Genomic DNA, 16,184 nt, shown 5'->3' with positions numbered 1-16,184 from the left:
TTGGGGGTGCGGCGTCGCCCCTGTTCTTTGGCCCCCCCCCCCCCCCCAACCCCCACCCCCCCCCCCCCCCCCCCCCCCCCCCCCCCGCTCCCACATTTTGATCGGTGTCGTTAGATAGATCAGATAATAAAAAAGAGATTTCCTGATGTCCGAAATACTCTGGCAACCCTCCCCCGAACGCATCCACAACACCCGGATGGACCAGTTCCGGCGCTTCATCAATGATCGCCATGCCTTGCAGATCAGCGACTACCCGGCCCTGCACCAGTGGAGCATCGACCAGCGCCCGGACTTCTGGCAGTCGATTGTCGAGTTCTTCGACGTGCAGTTCCGCACGCCGCCCAGCGCGGTGCTGATCGAAGACGCCGAGATGCCCAGCGCCCAGTGGTTTCCCGGCGCTACCCTGAACTTTGCCGAACACCTGCTGCGCCGCCGCGACGATCACCCCGCCGTGGTCGCGATCAGCGAAGACGGCCAGCGCGAGCAACTGACCTACGCCGAACTGGCCCGCCATGTCGCCGGCCTGCAGCGCAGCCTGCGGGCGGCCGGCGTGGGCGTGGGGGACCGGGTGGCCGCGTGCATGCCCAACACCTGGCAAACCCTGGTGGGCATGCTCGCCACCACCAGCCTCGGCGCCATCTGGTCGTGCTCCTCGCCGGACTTCGGCACCCAGGGCGTGATCGACCGCTTCGGCCAGATAGAACCCAAGGTGCTGATCACCTGCGCCGGTTACCGCTACGCCGGCAAGCTCATCGACCAAAGCAGCAAGCTCAATGAAATCCTCGAACGGCTGCCGTCCCTGCAACAATTGATCATCGTGCCGTATGCCCGCCCGCAAGCCCGGCCCGAGGAGTATCAGACCCGGGCCCACGTCGCACTCTGGGACGACTTCTACAGCCCCGGCGGTGAGCCCGATTTCGTCGCCGTGCCCTTCGATCAGCCCCTGTACATCCTCTATTCCAGCGGCACCACCGGCGTGCCCAAGTGCATCATCCACGGCACCGGCGGCGTATTGCTCACCCACCTCAAGGAACACGGCCTGCACGCCGACCTGTCGCGGGACGACTGCCTGTTCTACTACACCACCTGCGGCTGGATGATGTGGAACTGGCTGGTGTCGGTACTGGCCATCGGCGCCACGGCGGTGCTGTATGACGGCTCGCCGTTTCACCCCGGGCCGGAACGCCTGATGGACCTGATCGACCAGGAAAAAATCAGCGTGTTCGGCACCAGCCCCAAGTTCCTCGCCACCCTGGAGAAGGCCGGGCTGCAACCGCGGCTGAGCCATGACCTGGGCAGCCTCAAGGGCCTGATTTCTACCGGCTCGCCGCTGTCGCCCCAGAGCTACGACTACGTGTACCGCGAGATCAAGCCCGAGCTATGCCTGTCGTCGATGTCGGGTGGCACCGATATCGTGTCCTGCTTCGTGATCGGCAACCCGGTGCTGCCGGTGCGCCGTGGCGAGATGCAGTGCAAGAGCCTGGCAATGGCTATCGAAGTGTGGGACGACCAGGGCCACCCGATGGTGGGCGAAAAAGGCGAACTGGTGTGCACCCGGCACTTCCCCGCAATGCCTATCGGTCTGTGGAATGACCCGCACCAGGAAAAACTGCGGGCCTCGTATTTCAGCCAGTTCCCGGGCGTGTGGGCCCAGGGCGACTACGCCGAACAGCGGCCCAATGGCAGCCTGCTGATCCATGGCCGCTCGGATGCGGTGCTCAACCCCGGAGGGGTGCGCATCGGCACCGCGGAGATCTACCGCCAGGTGGAAAAAGTGCCTCAGGTCCTGGAAAGCCTGGCCATCGGCCAACGCTGGCAGGATGACGTGCGGGTGGTGCTGTTTGTGCGCCTCAACGATGGCATCGAACTGGACGACGGCCTGGAGCAGCAGATCCGCCAGGTGATCCGCGCCAACACCACGCCGCGCCACGTGCCGGCGAAGATCCTCGCGGTGACGGATATCCCGCGCACCATCAGCGGCAAGATCGTCGAGCTGGCGGTGCGCAACGTGGTGCATGGCGAGGCGGTCAAGAACACCGACGCACTGGCCAACCCCGAAGCGCTGGAGCAATTTCGTGATCGCCGGGAGCTGGCAGAAAGATGAAACGTTTTAGCCTTTAAGCACTCATTTGAAGACAAACCCCTCAAGCATGCTATTTTTCGAGGGTGGAAAGCCGGCCCCGGGTCGCGGGATAATCGGCTTTTGTCATTCTTCAAGCGTTACGCGCAGGGCATTTACATGAACGTATCACCCACCGGCAGCGAGGCCGCAGCACTGATTGCGCGGCTGGACTGGGCACGAAGCCCCCTCGGTGACGCCATTGATTGGCCGCAAAGCCTCCGTACAGCCGTGGACATCGTGATCCATTCACCGATGCCGATGCTGTTGCTGTGGGGCGCCGAACTCACCCAGATCTACAACGATGGCTTCGCGATGCTGGCGGGCAACAAGCATCCGGCCGCCTTCGGCCAACCGGCTGACCTGATCTGGCCTGAGCTCAAGCCGTTTACCGACCCGATCTACAGCGCCGTCCTCATGGGCCAGGTGCGCACCTTCACCGAGCAGCGTTTCGTCCTGCAGCGCAACGACCGCGACACCGAGATCTGGCTCGACCTGACCTACAGCCCGATCCGCGACGAGCGCGGCGAGGTCGCCGGGATCCTGATTACCGCCATCGAAACCAACGAGCGCCGGCGCATCGCCCTGGAACTGCAGCAGCGCACCGAAAACAGCCTCAAGGCCCAGCGCAACACCGAGCAGCGCCTGCAGCTGGCCCTGGCCGCCACCGATGCCGTGGGCACCTGGGACTGGGATATCGGCGAAGACCGCTTTATCGCCGACGCCCATTTCGCCCAACTGCACGGTGTTGACCCGTGCGACGCCGACCTGCTGCCCATCAGCGACTACCTGCAAGGCGTGCACCCCGAAGACCGTGGCATGGTGGCCCGCAGCATCAAGCACTGCATCACCCACGGCACCGAGTACGCCGAGGAATACCGCCTGCAGCGCGCCGACGGCGAAGTGCGCTGGGTGTTTGCCCGGGGCCGCTGCTACAAGGACCACCATGGCCGACCGGCGCGTTTTCTCGGCGCCGCCCTCGACCTGACCGAACGCAAGCACACCGAACAGGCCCTGCGCCAAAGCCAGACCGAGCTGCAACTGATCATCAACGCCATGCCGGTGTTGATCGGTTATGTCGACCACGAGCAGCGTTTTCGCCTGAACAACAGTGCCTATCTGGAATGGTACGGCATGACCCCGCAGGAGTTGTACGGCAAGAGCATCCGCGAAGTCGTGGGCGACGAAATCTATGCCGGGCGCGTCGACAAGATCGAGGCGGCGCTCAAGGGCAAGGCCTGCAGTTTCGTTACCGTCACCCCGCACCATGACGGGCGGCCACGCCACGCGCTGATGAAGTACCTGCCGCGTTTCAGCGCTGACGGGTCAGTCAACGGTTTCTATATTTTTGTGATCGACGAGACCGAGCGCAAACTGACCGAGGAAGCCCTGCGCCACCTCAACGAAAACCTCGAAGAGCGCGTCAGCCAGCGCACCCAGGCCCTGGCCGAAGCCAACCAGCGCCTGCAAAACGAGATGTTCGAGCGCGAGCGTGCCGAAGACGCCCTGCGCCATGCCCAGAAGATGGAAGCGGTCGGCCAGCTCACCGGCGGCATCGCCCATGACTTCAACAACATGCTCACCGGGATCATCGGCAGCCTGGACCTGATGCAACGCTATATCGCCGCCGGGCGCAGCGACGAGATCGGCCGTTTCACCGACGCCGCCGTATCCTCGGCTCATCGCGCCGCTGCGCTGACCCATCGCCTGCTGGCCTTCTCCCGTCGCCAATCCCTGGACCGCAAGCCGGTCGACCCGAATCAATTGGTGGCGTCCCTGGAAGACCTGTTCCGCCGCACCAAGGGCGCGCACATCGAACTCAAGGTGCAACTGGGCACCGACGTGTGGCCGGTGAACACCGACGCCAGCCAGCTGGAAAACGCCCTGCTCAACCTGGTGATCAACGCCCGCGATGCGATGCCCGACGGTGGGCAATTGTGCATCGAAACCGCCAACAGCTACCTCGACGGCACCGATATCACCACCCTGGAACCGGTCAAGGCCGGCGACTATGTGATGCTCGGCGTGAGCGACAACGGCGCAGGCATGACCGCGAAAATCCTCGCCAAGGCCTTCGACCCGTTCTTCACCACCAAGCCCATCGGCCAGGGTACCGGGCTTGGGCTGTCGATGATCTATGGGTTTGCACAGCAATCCGGCGGCCACGTGACCATCCAAAGCGAACCGGGCCAGGGCACCTGCGTGCGCCTGTACCTGCCGCGCCTGCATGGCACGGCACTGGAGCGGACCACGCCCGCTACCCAGGGCGAAGCCCCGGTAGCGCTGGAAGGCGAAGCCGTGGTGGTGGTCGAGGACGACCCGGCAGTGCGGATGCTGGTGGTGAATGTGCTGGATGAACTGGGCTACACCGCACACCAGGCGGCGGATGCACGGGCGGCGCTGCCGTTGCTGGAGTCCGACTTGCGCGTGGATTTGCTGGTGACTGATGTGGGCTTGCCGGGGATGAACGGCAGGCAACTGGCGGAAATCGCCCGGCAACACCGGCCGGACCTGAAGGTGCTGTTCATGACCGGTTACGCCGAGAAAGCCGCCGAGCGCCAGGGGTTCCTGGAGGAAGGCATGGACATGGTGGCCAAGCCGTTTTCGATTGACCTGCTGGCCAACAAAATCCGCAGCATGATCAGCTCAGAGGCCTGACTTCAGGCATAATCGCGCGCCGTTTCACATCAGGACCGATCAATGAAAGCCCAAGCCCGTCACATTCTGGTGAAAACCAGTGAGGAAGCCGAACAGCTCAAGCAGCGTATTGCCAAGGGCGAAGCGTTTGATGTGTTGGCCAAGAAGTACTCCACCTGCCCTTCCGCCAAGCGCGGCGGTGATTTGGGTGAAGTGCGGCCGGGGCAGATGGTGGGGGTGATTGATGCGGTGATCTTCAAGAAGCCCGTGAAGGTGGTTCATGGGCCGATCAAGAGCAAGTTCGGGTATCACCTGGTGCAAGTGTTTTACCGCGATTGATGGCTGATCGTTCCCACGCTCCGCGTGGGAATGCCTCACCTGACGCTCTGCGTCCGCTCTTGGGACGCAGAGCGTCCCTGGCTGCATTCCCACGCGGAGCGTGGGAACGATCAGCGTTAGTCTCGGGGAATAAGTGCACCCGGCACCTGAATCACCCGGCTCGCCAACCGATGCCCGGCCAGTGCTGCATCCTGCGGCGAGCCGCCCTTGAGCCGACTGGCCAGGTACGCCGCACTGAACGAATCCCCCGCCGCCGTAGTGTCGACCACCTTCTCCACCACCAGCGCCGGCACCTCGAACCGCTCATCCTCCCAGCGAATCAAACACGCATCCGCCCCGCGCTTGAGCGCCACCTCGGCAATCGTCGGGTACGCCGCAAACACCTGCTCGCTGTCTTCATAGCCGAACAACGCCCGTTCGTCATCCTCGGTCAGCAAGGCGATATCCACCTCGGCCAACACCGCGTGATACGCCGCGCGTGCGGCGTCCACGCTGGCCCACAGGCGTGGCCGGTAGTTGTTGTCGAACACCACCTTGCCGCCGCGCTTGCGGGTTTCGACCAGGGTTTCCAGCAGGCGCGCACGGCCCACTTCGCCTAGCACCGCCAGGGTGATGCCGCTGAAATACACCACGTCGTACGTCGGCAACGCTGCCAGGATCGGCTCGGCCGCCGGTGTGGTGAAGCAGTCGCGCACGGCCGCTTCATTGCGCCAGTAGAGGAATTTGCGCTCGCCGTTGGCATCGGTCTGGATGCAGTACAAACCCGGCAGGCGCCCGGGCAGGCGCTGGACCATGCCCAGGCCCAGGCCTTCTTCGGCCCAGTGCTTGCACATGGCATCGCTGAAGCTGTCATCGCCCAGGGCGGTGACGTAGTCGACGGTGCTCGGTTCACCCAGTTCGCGGCGCAGGTAGACGGCGGCGTTCAGGGTGTCGCCGCCGAAGCTTTGTTGCAGGCTGCCGTCGGCGCGGTGTTGCAGTTCGATCATGCATTCGCCGATCAGGGCGATGCGCGGTTTTGTGTTCATGCCTGGGGTCTCTCGATGTACTGGAGGGCCTCTTCGCGAGCAAGCCCGTTCCCACATTTGAATGCATTTCAACTGAAGGAACTCGGTCGAATGTGGGAGCGGGCTTGCTCGCGAAAGGCGCGACTCGGTCTAGAAGCAGGTATGCAGGCTTTCGATCACCTGCAACTGCTCATCCACCAGATTACCCACTTGCCACTTGTCGAAGGTCAGGCACGGGTGGGATGTGCCGAAGGAGATGATGTCGCCAATGCGCAACTCAACCCCCGGTGCGACGACCATGAACGCATGCTGGTCCATCACGGCGGTGACCTTGCACGCGGTCACGTCATCACCCTCGGCTGGCAGCACGCCAGCCTTGTAGCGCTTGAGCGGCACCGGCAGGCCGGCGTCGTAGGCGACGTCGCGCTTGCCCAGGGCGATCACCGCAAAGCCCGGCTCCGGCAGCGACTGCACATGGGCCCAGACTTCCAGCGCCGGGCGCAGGCCTTCGTTGAGGTCGCTGCGACGATCCAGTACGCAGCACTGCGCGTCTTTGTAGATGCCGTGGTCGTGAGCCACGTAGCTGCCCGGGCGCAATACGCTGAGGAAGCGGCCAGCGGCGTTCTGGGCTTCGAAGGATTCGGCAATCAGGTCGTACCAGGCCGAACCCGAGGCGGTAATGATGGGCTTGGCCAGGTCGAAGGCGCCGCTGTTTTGCAGGTCGACGGCCAGGCGTACCAGGGAGGCGGCGAATTCGCGGATGCCACTGATGGCGTGCTCGCCATGGATCACCCCTTCGTAGCCTTCGATGCCGGTGAGGGCCAGCGCAGGCTGGGCATTGATCGCCTTGGCCAGGTCGAGCACCTGTTGTTCGGTGCGGCAACCGCAACGCCCGCCGACCACGCCGTATTCGATCATCACGTTCAAGCGCAGGCCACGGGCGGCGAAGAACAGGCCCAGGTCGGCGACGTTGTCCGGGTGGTCGACCATGCAGTGGAAGTCGAATTCGGGGTCGGCCAGCAGGTCGGCGATCAGCGCCATGTTCGGCGCGCCCACCAGTTGGTTGGCCATCAACACCCGGCGAACCCCACCGGCGTACGCAGCGCGGGTCTGCACGGCGTTGGCCAGGGTGATGCCCCAGGCGCCCTGCTCGATCTGCCGCTGGAACAGCGCGGGCATCATGCTGGTCTTGCCGTGAGGCGCCAATTGCGCACCGCTGTTGCTGACGAAATCCTGCATCCAGCGGATGTTGTGTTCCAGGGCGTCACGGTGCAACACCAGGGCTGGCAGGCTGACGTCACGGACCAGATGTGCACCGATGGCGGCGGCGCCTTTTTCAACGGCATTGAAGGCAGACATAAGGGTTTCCTATTCGTTGATGCGACGGGCCAGGTTGTTCGCACTGTCGATCAGCACCCGGCGGTAGTCGTTGTAGTTTTTGATCGCATCGGCCCGTGGGGCGACGATGCACAGGGTCGCAATGCTGATGCCTTGGGCGTCCCGGACCGGGGCGGCAAAGCAGTGGGTAAAGGTGTCGGCGACACTGTCGAAGGAGAAGAATCCGTCGAGGGTGGCCTGACGGATTTGCCCGAGGAAGGTTTCCAGAGGCAGGCGCTGACCGTCCGGGAGGATGAAGTCGTCGTAGTCGATCAGGTCGATGATTTGCTGGTCGCTCAGGTGGCCCAGCAGCAGGCGGCCGGAGGCGGTCCAGGGGATCGGCGCGTTCTCGCCGATGTCTGAGGAAATGCGGAAATGCCGCTCGCCTTCGCGCATCAGGGCCACGGTGTATTTGCGGCCATTGAGCAGGCACATCTGGGCGGTTTCGTGGGTTTGGCTGACGATTTCCTGCAGGGCGTGGTCGGCTTCGCGGGTCAGGTCGAAATGGCGCAGGTGGGCCTGGCCGAGGAAGTACAGCTGACGGCCGAGGTAGACGTGACCGTCCTTGCCGACGGTTTCGAGGATGCGCCGTTCCAGCAGCGAGGCCACCAGCTCGTAGACCGTGGATTTGGGGCTGCCGATGCCGCTGGCGATGTCATTCGGGCGCAGGGGCTGGCCGATTTCCTTGAGGAAATCGAGGATATCGAACGCCCGGTCGAGGCCTTTGGCGCGGCGTTTGATGGTGTCTTCGGTCATGGCAGTCGTCGGTCCCGTTTGAAGATGTAGCTATCAACACAGACCCCCTGTGGGAGCGGGCTTGCTCGCGAAAGCGGTGTGTCAGTGAATACATCTACAACTGATCCACCGCTTTCGCGAGCAAGCCCGCTCCCACATTGGGTCTCCTGTGGTCTCAAGAGACGGGCATTTAGCCTTTTTTCTTGTAGGCCACGCAATCGATCTCAACCTTGCAATCGACCATCATGTTCGCCTGCACACACGCCCGCGCCGGAGCATGTTCCGGGTTGAAGTATTCGCCGAAGACTTTGTTGAAGCTCCAGAAGTCCCGTGGGTCTTCCAGCCATACACCGACGCGCACCACGTCTTCAAGGGCGTAGCCGGCTTCTTCGAGAATCGCCACCACGTTGCGCATGGTCTGGTGGGTCTGCTCGACGATCCCGCCCGTGATGATTTCACCGTCCACCGCCGGCACCTGGCCCGACACGTACAACCAGCCATCTGCTTCCACCGCGCGGGCGAAAGGACGAGGCTGGCCGCCGCCTGCAGTGGCGCCGGTGCCGTAACGAGTAATGCTCATAATGGATCTCCTGAAGTGATGATTTAAAAACGAATGTTCTTGAGAAATTCCGCCAGTCGCGGCGATTGCGGGCGTTCGAAAATGTCCTTCGGCGGCCCTTGTTCTTCAATGCGGCCCTGGTTCATGAAGACGATCTTGTCCGAGACCTCATAGGCAAAGCGCATTTCGTGGGTGACCAGCAACATGGTCATGCCCTCTTCCGCCAAACCCTTGATTACGCTGAGCACTTCGCCCACCAGTTCCGGGTCCAGGGCCGAGGTGACTTCGTCGAACAGCATCAGGCTCGGGTTCATCGCAATCGCCCGGGCAATCGCCACGCGCTGTTGCTGGCCGCCCGACAGTTGGCCCGGGAAGTGATTGCGGCGCTCCAGCAGGCCGACACGGTCCAGCCATTTTTCCGCCAGTGCAACCGCTTCGTCCTTGCCCATCTTCTTGACCTTGAGCAGGCCCAGGGTGACGTTCTGCAAGGCGGTCAGGTGCGGGAACAGGTTGAACTGCTGGAACGCCATGCCGGTCATCGCGCGGTGCTGGGAGATCACCCGCTCCGGGTGGCGCACGCGCTTGCCGCCGACCTCGCTGTAGCCGATGGATTCACCGTCGAGGGTGATCTGGCCGCCCTGGAATTCTTCCAGCAGGTTGACGCAACGCAGCAGCGTGGTCTTGCCCGAACCGCTGGAGCCGATCAATGTCACGACGTTGCCGCGCTGCATGCTCAGGTCGACGCCCTTGAGCACTTCCACCGGGCCGTACTGTTTACGCAGGCCGCGAATGTTCAGCAGTGGCTGGCTTTCTTTTGAGAGTTGGTTCATGGCAACGCCACCCGCTTTTCAATGTAACGCCCCAACAATTCGATGGCGTAGTTGATGACAAAAAACATAAAGCCTGCAAACAGGTAGAACTCCAGGGTCATGAACGTCCGGGCGATGACCTGTTGGGTGCTGAGGAGCAGCTCGGCCACACCGATCACCGACAGCAAGGTGGAAGCCTTGACGATTTCGGTGGACGAGTTGACCCAGGTCGGCAGGATCTGCCGCAGCGCCTGGGGTAACAGCACGTAGCCCAGGGATTGATAGAAGGTCAGGCCGATGGCCTTGCCCGCTTCCAGTTGCCCCTTGGGAATGGCCTGCAATGCACCGCGCACGATTTCCGAAACGTGAGAGCCGCAGAACAGCGTCAGGCCCACGGCACCGGCCTGGAACGCAGTGATCTGCCAGCCAAGCGCCGGCAGCATGTAGAAGCACGCCAATACCAGCACAAACACCGGCGTACCGCGGATCAGGTCGACGTACAGGCGAAACGGTGCGCGCATCCAGAATTTGCCGTAGGTCAGTACCAAGCCGGCGACGATGCCGATCAGGGTGCCGAAGATAATGGCCAGGGCCGAGCAGTAGACGCTGGTCTGGAACCCCGCCCAGAGGGTTTCCCGGGCGATCCACAACTCATGCAGCCAGCTGGGGGATTCGTACATGGGCGCTCCTTAGCGGCGAATTGCCAAACGCTGTTCCAGGTAACGGAGCAGCATGGCAATGAGGTAACAGGCAGCCACGTAGAGCGCGGTCGTGACCATCCAGGTTTCAATCACCCGGTAGCTTTCGACGTTGATCTTGCGGGCGTAATAGGTCAGCTCCGGCACCGCGATCGCGGCGGCCAGGGAGGTGTCCTTGAACAGCGAAATGAAGTTGTTCGACAGCGCCGGCAGCACGTTGCGCAGCATCACCGGCACGGTGATGTACGCGCGGATACGCCATTCGCCCAGGCCAATGGCCAGGCCCGCTTCACGCAACCCCTTGGGAATGTTCAGCAGGCCTGCGCGGAAGACTTCGGTGAGGTAGGCACCGGCGTACAACGACAGGGTGATGATGAACGAGGGGATCTTGTCCAGCCGGATACCCAGGCTGGGCAAGGCGAAGTAGATCAACAGGATCAGCACCAGGATCGGGGTGTTGCGGATCACCGTCACATACACCGAGGCCACGATGCGCAGCGCACGGTGTTTGGACAGCATCGCAAACGCCATCAACAGGCCGATCACGCAACCGATGGCGATGGACAGCAGTGCCAGTTCAAGGCCTAGGCCGAGCCCCGCCAGCAAGCTGGGGAAATCGCGCCACACAGCGGCAAAGTTCAACTGATAGTTCATGGTCGGCAGTACCTGATTGGGGCGCCGTCAGCGACGCCCCAGGGTTTACGAATTACTTGAACTCAACCGGGAAACCGATCGCAGGCTCTGGCAGGTCCACACCGAACCATTGCTTGAACGAGGCCTTGTACATTGGGAATTCCACACCGGTCATGGCTTCATGCAGGGCGGTGTTGACGAAGTTCAGCCAGTCCTGGTCGCCACGCTTGACGGCGCACGCATAGGTTTGCGGGCTCCAGGCGTAGCTCGGGCTGCGGTAGCGGCCCGGGTTTTGCACCATCAGGTACTTGACCGAGGACTGGTCGGTGGCGGCGGTGTCGGCACGCCCGGAGTTCACGGCCTGGTACATCAGGTCGACGCTGTCGTACTGGTCGACCTTGGCTTTGGGCAATGCCTGGTGCACCAGTTCTTCGGCGTAGACGTTCTGCAGCACGGCCACGGTGACGCTGTCGCCAGCGGCCTGCAGGTCTTCGATTTCCTTGTACTTGCTGTTGGCCGGCAGCAGCAGGCCCACACCTTCGCGGTAGTACGGCAGGGTGAAGGCCACCTGCTGCGCACGGCTTGCCGTGACGGTGATGAACTGGCAGCTCATGTCGACCTTGTCGGTCAACAGGTTGGGAATGCGGGCATCGGAAGACTGCACCACGTATTCGACTTTGCTCGGGTCATTGAACAGACCCTTGGCCACGATGTGGCCGATGTCGATGTCAAAACCCTGCAACTTGCCATCCGCTCCCTGGAAGTGCCACGGCGCATTGGTACTGCCTGTACCCACGATCAGGTGCCCACGCTTGAGCACTGTATCGAGCTTGCTGTCCGCCGCCTGCACTACGCTGGCGAGGGAAGCCGATGCGGCGAAGAGAAAAACACACGCTTTGAACACGGAAGGTCGGTGATGCATGACAAGCACTCCAGGGATTGTGTATTCCGCTATACCGGAACTTAGTATGTAACAACGGAATAGACAGCAGAAAGTGTGCCACACGCAGTAACAGAAAAATATTTCTGGATTAATTTCTTTTTAAATCAACGGGATAGATTTTTATCAGCGATAAGGCACTGGGCCAGCCGCTGCAATCAGGTTGCTACCGTTGGCTACACACCGGGGTGACAGGCCACATTTGGGTGCGGGGGCGGGTCGTTACCGTGCACGAAAGCGGTGCAGTGGCCGGATGGAAGAATTCCGTGGCTGGGCTAGTCTTGGCAGATGATCGAGCCCCCCAAGGAACGCGTTCAGATGAAGATCAGTCTTGTCCTTATGTTGTTGTCGCTGGCATTTGCCACCCAGGTGTTCGCCAAGGATGACCGGCGCGAATGCAAGGCCGAGCTGGTCAGGCTGAAGGCGGCGTTCAGTACGAACTACACCACGCAGAATCATCATGGGTATCGCAGGGCCAAGGATGCCAAGGATCAGGGTGACTATAAGCAGTGCGTGGGGTTGGCGAAGAAGGCTCGGGAGCGGGCGGAGCGTTGAATCCTTTGGGGCTGCTGCGCAGCCCAGCGGGAGCAAGCTCCCTCGCCACAATGGGCCAGTTGGAGGTGGGTACCTGTTAGTTTTGACAGTAGACGATTTTGATCGCCGGGATTAGCGTGGGCCAGGCCTTTCGCTCAAGGAGATCATCATGGGAATTGCAACGGCGGTGATTGCCGATGCCGAGCAGTATCAGCAGTTGCTCAAGACGCATAGAACGGTGTTCATGCTGTTTGTTTCGCAGCACTGCCCGGCCTGCGGGGAAGCCGGGCCACTGTTTGAACGGATTGCCGGGAAATACGCCAGCTCCGTGAAAAGCCTGGTGCTCGACACTGCCCGAACCCCGAGGCATCCCGAGGTTACCGGCACTCCTACCCTGCTGGTTTTCCAGAATGGCGAGATGATCAATAAGCTGGAGGGGTTCGACGAAAAAACGCTGAGGGAGACGTTCGCCAGGACCAGAATCAGTCCTCCAACATCAACCGCGCCGTCCCCGAAACCCGAATCGAGGCACCCTTTTCATCGGTGATCTGCGCCTGCAAGCGCGAACGGCTGCCCATGTCCTCGCCTTGGATGATGTCGATGCGCCCGTTGTGCGGCCAGCCCAGGTCCCGCAGGTAGCCGGCAAAGGCAGCGGTCGCGGCACCCGTGGCCGGGTCTTCGTACACGCCGCCCACCGCAAACGGGTTGCGGGTGTGGAACAGTGTCGGGCTTTCGGCAAACACCAGCACCACGGTACCCAACCCGGCGTCGGTCATGTAGCGGCGACCGGCCTCCAGTTCATAGTGCATCTGGCTGAGTTTGGCGCGGCTGTCGAGCGCCAGCACCAGGTGGGAGATGCCGGCATGGATGATCGCTGGCGGAATGCTCGGGTCCAGGTCATTGCGGGTGTAACCGAACAGGGTCAGGCCCGCGTCCACCAGGGCATCGTTGGCCGGTGCGCTGCGGGTTGGCGGGGATTGCAGCGCGGCCTCGATCAGGTCGCCTTCGCTGCGGCCGCTGACGGAAATATCGCCGTTGTTCAACGCCAGGTGGAATTCGCCATCGCCCAGCGCCAGGCTCAAGGCCGCACCGAGGGCGATGGTGGCATGCCCGCAAAACGCAACTTCGGACTCCGGCGCGAAGTACCGCACGCGCCAGCCGTCATCCTGCGGGCAGGCAAATACGGTTTCCGAAAACCCGACTTCGTGGGCGATACGCTGCATTTCTACAGCTTCCGGCAGGCTGTCACCGATCCAAACACCTGCAGGGTTACCGCCCTGGTTGCCGTCACAGAATGCAGAAATCTTAAGCACGTCCAAAGTCATTCGGGTAACCCTTCCTTAACGGTTCAGTGAGCGGCGATGCTATCCAAAGGCCAGCCCAGCGTCGAATGAAATTCACCCGTTAAAGAGGGGCCAGCAACACCTGCGTGACCCGCCGCTCCTCCACCGCCGCCACGGTCAGGCGCCAGCCTTCATGTTCCAGGCTGTCACCGACCACCGGCAGTCGATCCAGCAGGCTCATCACCAGCCCGGCCAGGGTCTGGTAATCCTCCGTCGCCACAGCCTTGAAGCCGGTGCGCTGGCGGATCAGGTTGAGGTTCAAGGCGCCATTGACGCGAAAACCACCCTCCTCCTCGATGATATCCGGGCCTTCGACCTCACTCGCATCCGGCAACTCACCGGCGATGGACTCGAGGATGTCGGTCATGCTCAACACCCCGATAAAGTCGCCAAATTCGTTGATCACGAAGGCAATGTGAGTCGACTCCTGACGCATCTGCTCCAGGGCATTGAGAATCGAAAAACTCTCCAGCAAGTTGACCGCCCGGCGCGCCAGGTGCTCCAGGTTCGGCTCGTTACCGGCCAGGTATTCCTTGAGCAACTCCTTCTTGTGCACAAAGCCCAATGGCTCGTCGACATTACCGTCGCGGATCAAGGGCAGACGCGAGTAAGACGAATGCATCAGTTTCAGGCGGATAGTGTCGGGATCGTCCGACAAATCTATAGAGTCCACCTTCGCCCGAGGCGTCATCAGCGTACGGATCGGGCGTTCAGCCAGTTGCAGCACGCCACTGATCATCACCCGCTCGCGCCGATCGAACAGCGGCCCGCCGTTGGCATCGGGGTTGTCCAGCAGGTCGGCGACCTCTTCACCTACCTCCTCCACTGCCAGATTACGCCCGCCGAGCAAACGCATTACCGCATGGGCCGTGCGCTCACGTCTCGGCAGCGTGCCCTGGGCCGACTTCTTGCGGCGCGACCGGGCGATCTGGTTGAACAGCTCGATCAGGATCGAGAAGCCGATGGCCGCGTACAGATAGCCTTTGGGAATGTGGAAGCCCAGGCCTTCGGCCGTCAGGGCAAAACCGATCATCATCAGGAAGCCCAGGCACAGCATGATCACCGTCGGGTGGGCGTTGACAAAACGGGTCAGCGGCTTGCTGGCAACGATCATCAGGCCGATGGAAATGATCACCGCGATCATCATCACCGCCAGCTCATCCACCATGCCCACGGCGGTAATCACCGCATCGAGGGAGAACACCGCATCCAGCACCACAATCTGCGCAACGATCGGCCAGAACATCGCATAAGCCACGTTGCCAGTGCGCTGAGCCACATGCCCCTCAAGGCGCTCATGCAATTCCATGGTGGCCTTGAACAACAGGAACACACCACCAAACAGCATGATCAAGTCACGGCCCGAGAAACTCTTGTCGAACACCTCGAACAGCGGTTGGGTCAGGGTCACCAACCAGGAAATACTTGCCAGCAAGCCCAGACGCATCAGCAACGCCAGGGACAAACCGATCAGACGCGCACGGTCACGCTGCTCCGGCGGCAGCTTGTCCGCCAGGATCGCGATAAACACCAGGTTGTCGATGCCCAGCACCAGTTCCAGCACAATCAAAGTCAACAGGCCGAGCCAGGCCGTTGGATCCGCTAACCATTCCATTTTTCAGTATCTCTTCAAGTTTTTCAGAATGCCGGGCACGGCAACGCACGGTCGAGGGACCGGGTAAGGGTAGGCAATCGGAAGACGGGATGCTTGGCCCGGAGGCAGGCGATCAGCGGGAACGGCGACAGTGCATGTCTTGGGGAAAGACGACTGGGAGGCTCCGAGAGGGTGTTCATGTAGGTCCTGTTGTGGGAAAAGGACTTGAATCGTACAGGCGAAACAGGGATTTCCTACAACGCAAAACTATTACAAGATCTGTAATAGATAGCGTGTCGACGATTGCCTTGCATGGGTTGAAGGGCAGCGCTTATAGTCCGCCGGTCGCCCGACATGGCGATCGGATTTGGCGATCCGTTGACCGTATGCGAAAGCGCTCTGCTTGATTGCAGGCACTTTCGCACCCGCAAAGCTGCTTTATGGCAGCTGTGCGCGGGAGACCTTCGGGTCTGCCGGAACTCGGTCCCGGTTCGCCAACCTGCGTACAGCTGTCACCCATTCGTTTGGCGACGATAGGTGACAGCCTCAATTAATTAGACCGAGGCTTTACCATGAATCGATACATGCCCCTTACAGGCAACGATTGCGACATCCCTTCCCTGCTCATCGACACCCAAGCGCCGCTCGACGTACTCCAACAGGCTGCCGCTTACCGCATCAACGCCGTGACCCAACTGCTGGAAAATATCGCCTTCCGCGAAGAAATCAGCAGTGACGCCGTCGTGCTTCACGACTTTGCACGCCTGCTCGCCATTCCTCTACGCGATGGCTGTGACCTGATGGACGTAATAGGCCGCCGGATCCAACCTAGCGACGCCTGAACAAAGCACACCCTGCTTCTG

At 61.7% G+C, this 16,184-nt stretch carries 15 protein-coding genes and 1 pseudogene; 6 read left to right on the top strand and 10 right to left on the bottom strand.

Features of this window, described 5'->3' with window-relative positions:
* Positions 1–145 precede the first annotated feature (145 nt).
* From ACIOMR_RS10015 to ACIOMR_RS10005, 3 genes and pseudogenes are all read left to right on the top strand, one after another.
* Complete coding sequence (locus ACIOMR_RS10015) at positions 146–2,104, top strand: acetoacetate--CoA ligase (protein ID WP_401193791.1); 1,959 nt, start codon at positions 146–148, stop codon at positions 2,102–2,104.
* Positions 2,105–2,239: 135 nt separating this feature from the next.
* On the top strand, positions 2,240–4,777 hold the full coding sequence (locus tag ACIOMR_RS10010) for a PAS domain-containing protein (RefSeq protein ID WP_023658930.1): 2,538 nt from the start codon (positions 2,240–2,242) through the stop codon (positions 4,775–4,777).
* Positions 4,778–4,804: 27 nt separating this feature from the next.
* A pseudogene (locus ACIOMR_RS10005) lies at positions 4,805–5,095 on the top strand (peptidylprolyl isomerase); the annotation flags it as partial.
* A 116-nt stretch (positions 5,096–5,211) separates the two neighbouring features.
* On the opposite strand, the gene ACIOMR_RS10000 reads toward ACIOMR_RS10005, so the two are convergent.
* The 8 genes from ACIOMR_RS10000 to ACIOMR_RS09965 all read right to left on the bottom strand — a co-directional run bounded on the left by ACIOMR_RS10000 (position 5,212) and on the right by ACIOMR_RS09965 (position 11,832).
* The gene (locus ACIOMR_RS10000; RefSeq protein ID WP_401193788.1) at positions 5,212–6,120 is read right to left on the bottom strand and encodes a sugar kinase; all 909 of its coding nucleotides are present in this window, start codon (positions 6,118–6,120) and stop codon (positions 5,212–5,214) included.
* Positions 6,121–6,249: 129 nt separating this feature from the next.
* Positions 6,250–7,458, bottom strand: a complete 1,209-nt coding sequence (locus tag ACIOMR_RS09995) for an amino acid deaminase (RefSeq protein WP_401193785.1) — start codon at positions 7,456–7,458, stop codon at positions 6,250–6,252.
* A gap of 9 nt (positions 7,459–7,467) precedes the next feature.
* On the bottom strand, positions 7,468–8,232 hold the full coding sequence (locus ACIOMR_RS09990) for an IclR family transcriptional regulator (RefSeq protein ID WP_003208002.1): 765 nt from the start codon (positions 8,230–8,232) through the stop codon (positions 7,468–7,470).
* Between the two features lie 169 nt (positions 8,233–8,401).
* Positions 8,402–8,791 carry a RidA family protein gene (locus ACIOMR_RS09985; RefSeq protein WP_003208000.1) on the bottom strand — a complete coding sequence of 130 codons (390 nt, stop codon included), beginning with the start codon at positions 8,789–8,791 and terminating at the stop codon, positions 8,402–8,404.
* Between the two features lie 23 nt (positions 8,792–8,814).
* The gene (locus ACIOMR_RS09980; protein ID WP_003207998.1) at positions 8,815–9,600 is read right to left on the bottom strand and encodes an amino acid ABC transporter ATP-binding protein; all 786 of its coding nucleotides are present in this window, start codon (positions 9,598–9,600) and stop codon (positions 8,815–8,817) included.
* A complete protein-coding gene (locus ACIOMR_RS09975) occupies positions 9,597–10,259 on the bottom strand; it encodes an amino acid ABC transporter permease (protein WP_003207996.1) in 663 nt (220 codons plus the stop codon). Before ACIOMR_RS09975 ends, ACIOMR_RS09980 begins: the two co-directional genes overlap by 4 nt.
* Positions 10,260–10,268: 9 nt before the next feature.
* Complete coding sequence (locus tag ACIOMR_RS09970) at positions 10,269–10,931, bottom strand: amino acid ABC transporter permease (protein WP_003207993.1); 663 nt, start codon at positions 10,929–10,931, stop codon at positions 10,269–10,271.
* 52 nt (positions 10,932–10,983) lie between these two features.
* Positions 10,984–11,832: a transporter substrate-binding domain-containing protein gene (locus ACIOMR_RS09965; protein WP_003207992.1), complete on the bottom strand. Its 849-nt coding sequence runs from the start codon at positions 11,830–11,832 to the stop codon at positions 10,984–10,986.
* A gap of 336 nt (positions 11,833–12,168) precedes the next feature.
* Between ACIOMR_RS09965 and ACIOMR_RS09960 the strand changes: the two genes are divergently transcribed.
* Positions 12,169–12,405, top strand: coding sequence for a hypothetical protein (locus ACIOMR_RS09960; protein WP_003207990.1), 237 nt, complete (start codon positions 12,169–12,171; stop codon positions 12,403–12,405).
* A gap of 148 nt (positions 12,406–12,553) precedes the next feature.
* Complete coding sequence (locus tag ACIOMR_RS09955) at positions 12,554–12,931, top strand: co-chaperone YbbN (protein WP_087694192.1); 378 nt, start codon at positions 12,554–12,556, stop codon at positions 12,929–12,931.
* Here ACIOMR_RS09955 and ACIOMR_RS09950 read toward each other — a convergent pair.
* A complete protein-coding gene (locus ACIOMR_RS09950) occupies positions 12,867–13,709 on the bottom strand; it encodes a PhzF family phenazine biosynthesis protein (protein ID WP_087694193.1) in 843 nt (280 codons plus the stop codon). The genes ACIOMR_RS09955 and ACIOMR_RS09950 overlap by 65 nt on opposite strands.
* Before the next feature lie 79 nt (positions 13,710–13,788).
* Complete coding sequence (locus tag ACIOMR_RS09945) at positions 13,789–15,342, bottom strand: transporter associated domain-containing protein (protein WP_401193776.1); 1,554 nt, start codon at positions 15,340–15,342, stop codon at positions 13,789–13,791.
* Positions 15,343–15,905: 563 nt separating this feature from the next.
* On the opposite strand from ACIOMR_RS09945, the gene ACIOMR_RS09940 reads away from it, so the two are divergent.
* Positions 15,906–16,163, top strand: coding sequence for a hypothetical protein (locus ACIOMR_RS09940; RefSeq protein WP_401193773.1), 258 nt, complete (start codon positions 15,906–15,908; stop codon positions 16,161–16,163).
* Positions 16,164–16,184 lie beyond the last annotated feature (21 nt).

Origin of the sequence: Pseudomonas sp. NPDC087814 (assembly GCF_044742865.1) — a bacterium.
GTDB lineage: Bacteria > Pseudomonadota > Gammaproteobacteria > Pseudomonadales > Pseudomonadaceae > Aquipseudomonas.
The sequence above is the reverse complement of the archived record's forward strand: the minus strand, read 5'-3'. Positions and strand labels throughout refer to the sequence as shown.

Coding starts and splice junctions, on each gene's coding strand:
- ACIOMR_RS10015 (WP_401193791.1), top strand. CDS start 146: ATGTCCGAAATACTCTGGCAACCCTCCCCCGAACGCATCCACAACACC.
- ACIOMR_RS10010 (WP_023658930.1), top strand. CDS start 2,240: ATGAACGTATCACCCACCGGCAGCGAGGCCGCAGCACTGATTGCGCGG.
- ACIOMR_RS10000 (WP_401193788.1), bottom strand. CDS start 6,120: ATGAACACAAAACCGCGCATCGCCCTGATCGGCGAATGCATGATCGAA.
- ACIOMR_RS09995 (WP_401193785.1), bottom strand. CDS start 7,458: ATGTCTGCCTTCAATGCCGTTGAAAAAGGCGCCGCCGCCATCGGTGCA.
- ACIOMR_RS09990 (WP_003208002.1), bottom strand. CDS start 8,232: ATGACCGAAGACACCATCAAACGCCGCGCCAAAGGCCTCGACCGGGCG.
- ACIOMR_RS09985 (WP_003208000.1), bottom strand. CDS start 8,791: ATGAGCATTACTCGTTACGGCACCGGCGCCACTGCAGGCGGCGGCCAG.
- ACIOMR_RS09980 (WP_003207998.1), bottom strand. CDS start 9,600: ATGAACCAACTCTCAAAAGAAAGCCAGCCACTGCTGAACATTCGCGGC.
- ACIOMR_RS09975 (WP_003207996.1), bottom strand. CDS start 10,259: ATGTACGAATCCCCCAGCTGGCTGCATGAGTTGTGGATCGCCCGGGAA.
- ACIOMR_RS09970 (WP_003207993.1), bottom strand. CDS start 10,931: ATGAACTATCAGTTGAACTTTGCCGCTGTGTGGCGCGATTTCCCCAGC.
- ACIOMR_RS09965 (WP_003207992.1), bottom strand. CDS start 11,832: ATGCATCACCGACCTTCCGTGTTCAAAGCGTGTGTTTTTCTCTTCGCC.
- ACIOMR_RS09960 (WP_003207990.1), top strand. CDS start 12,169: ATGAAGATCAGTCTTGTCCTTATGTTGTTGTCGCTGGCATTTGCCACC.
- ACIOMR_RS09955 (WP_087694192.1), top strand. CDS start 12,554: ATGGGAATTGCAACGGCGGTGATTGCCGATGCCGAGCAGTATCAGCAG.
- ACIOMR_RS09950 (WP_087694193.1), bottom strand. CDS start 13,709: ATGACTTTGGACGTGCTTAAGATTTCTGCATTCTGTGACGGCAACCAG.
- ACIOMR_RS09945 (WP_401193776.1), bottom strand. CDS start 15,342: ATGGAATGGTTAGCGGATCCAACGGCCTGGCTCGGCCTGTTGACTTTG.
- ACIOMR_RS09940 (WP_401193773.1), top strand. CDS start 15,906: ATGCCCCTTACAGGCAACGATTGCGACATCCCTTCCCTGCTCATCGAC.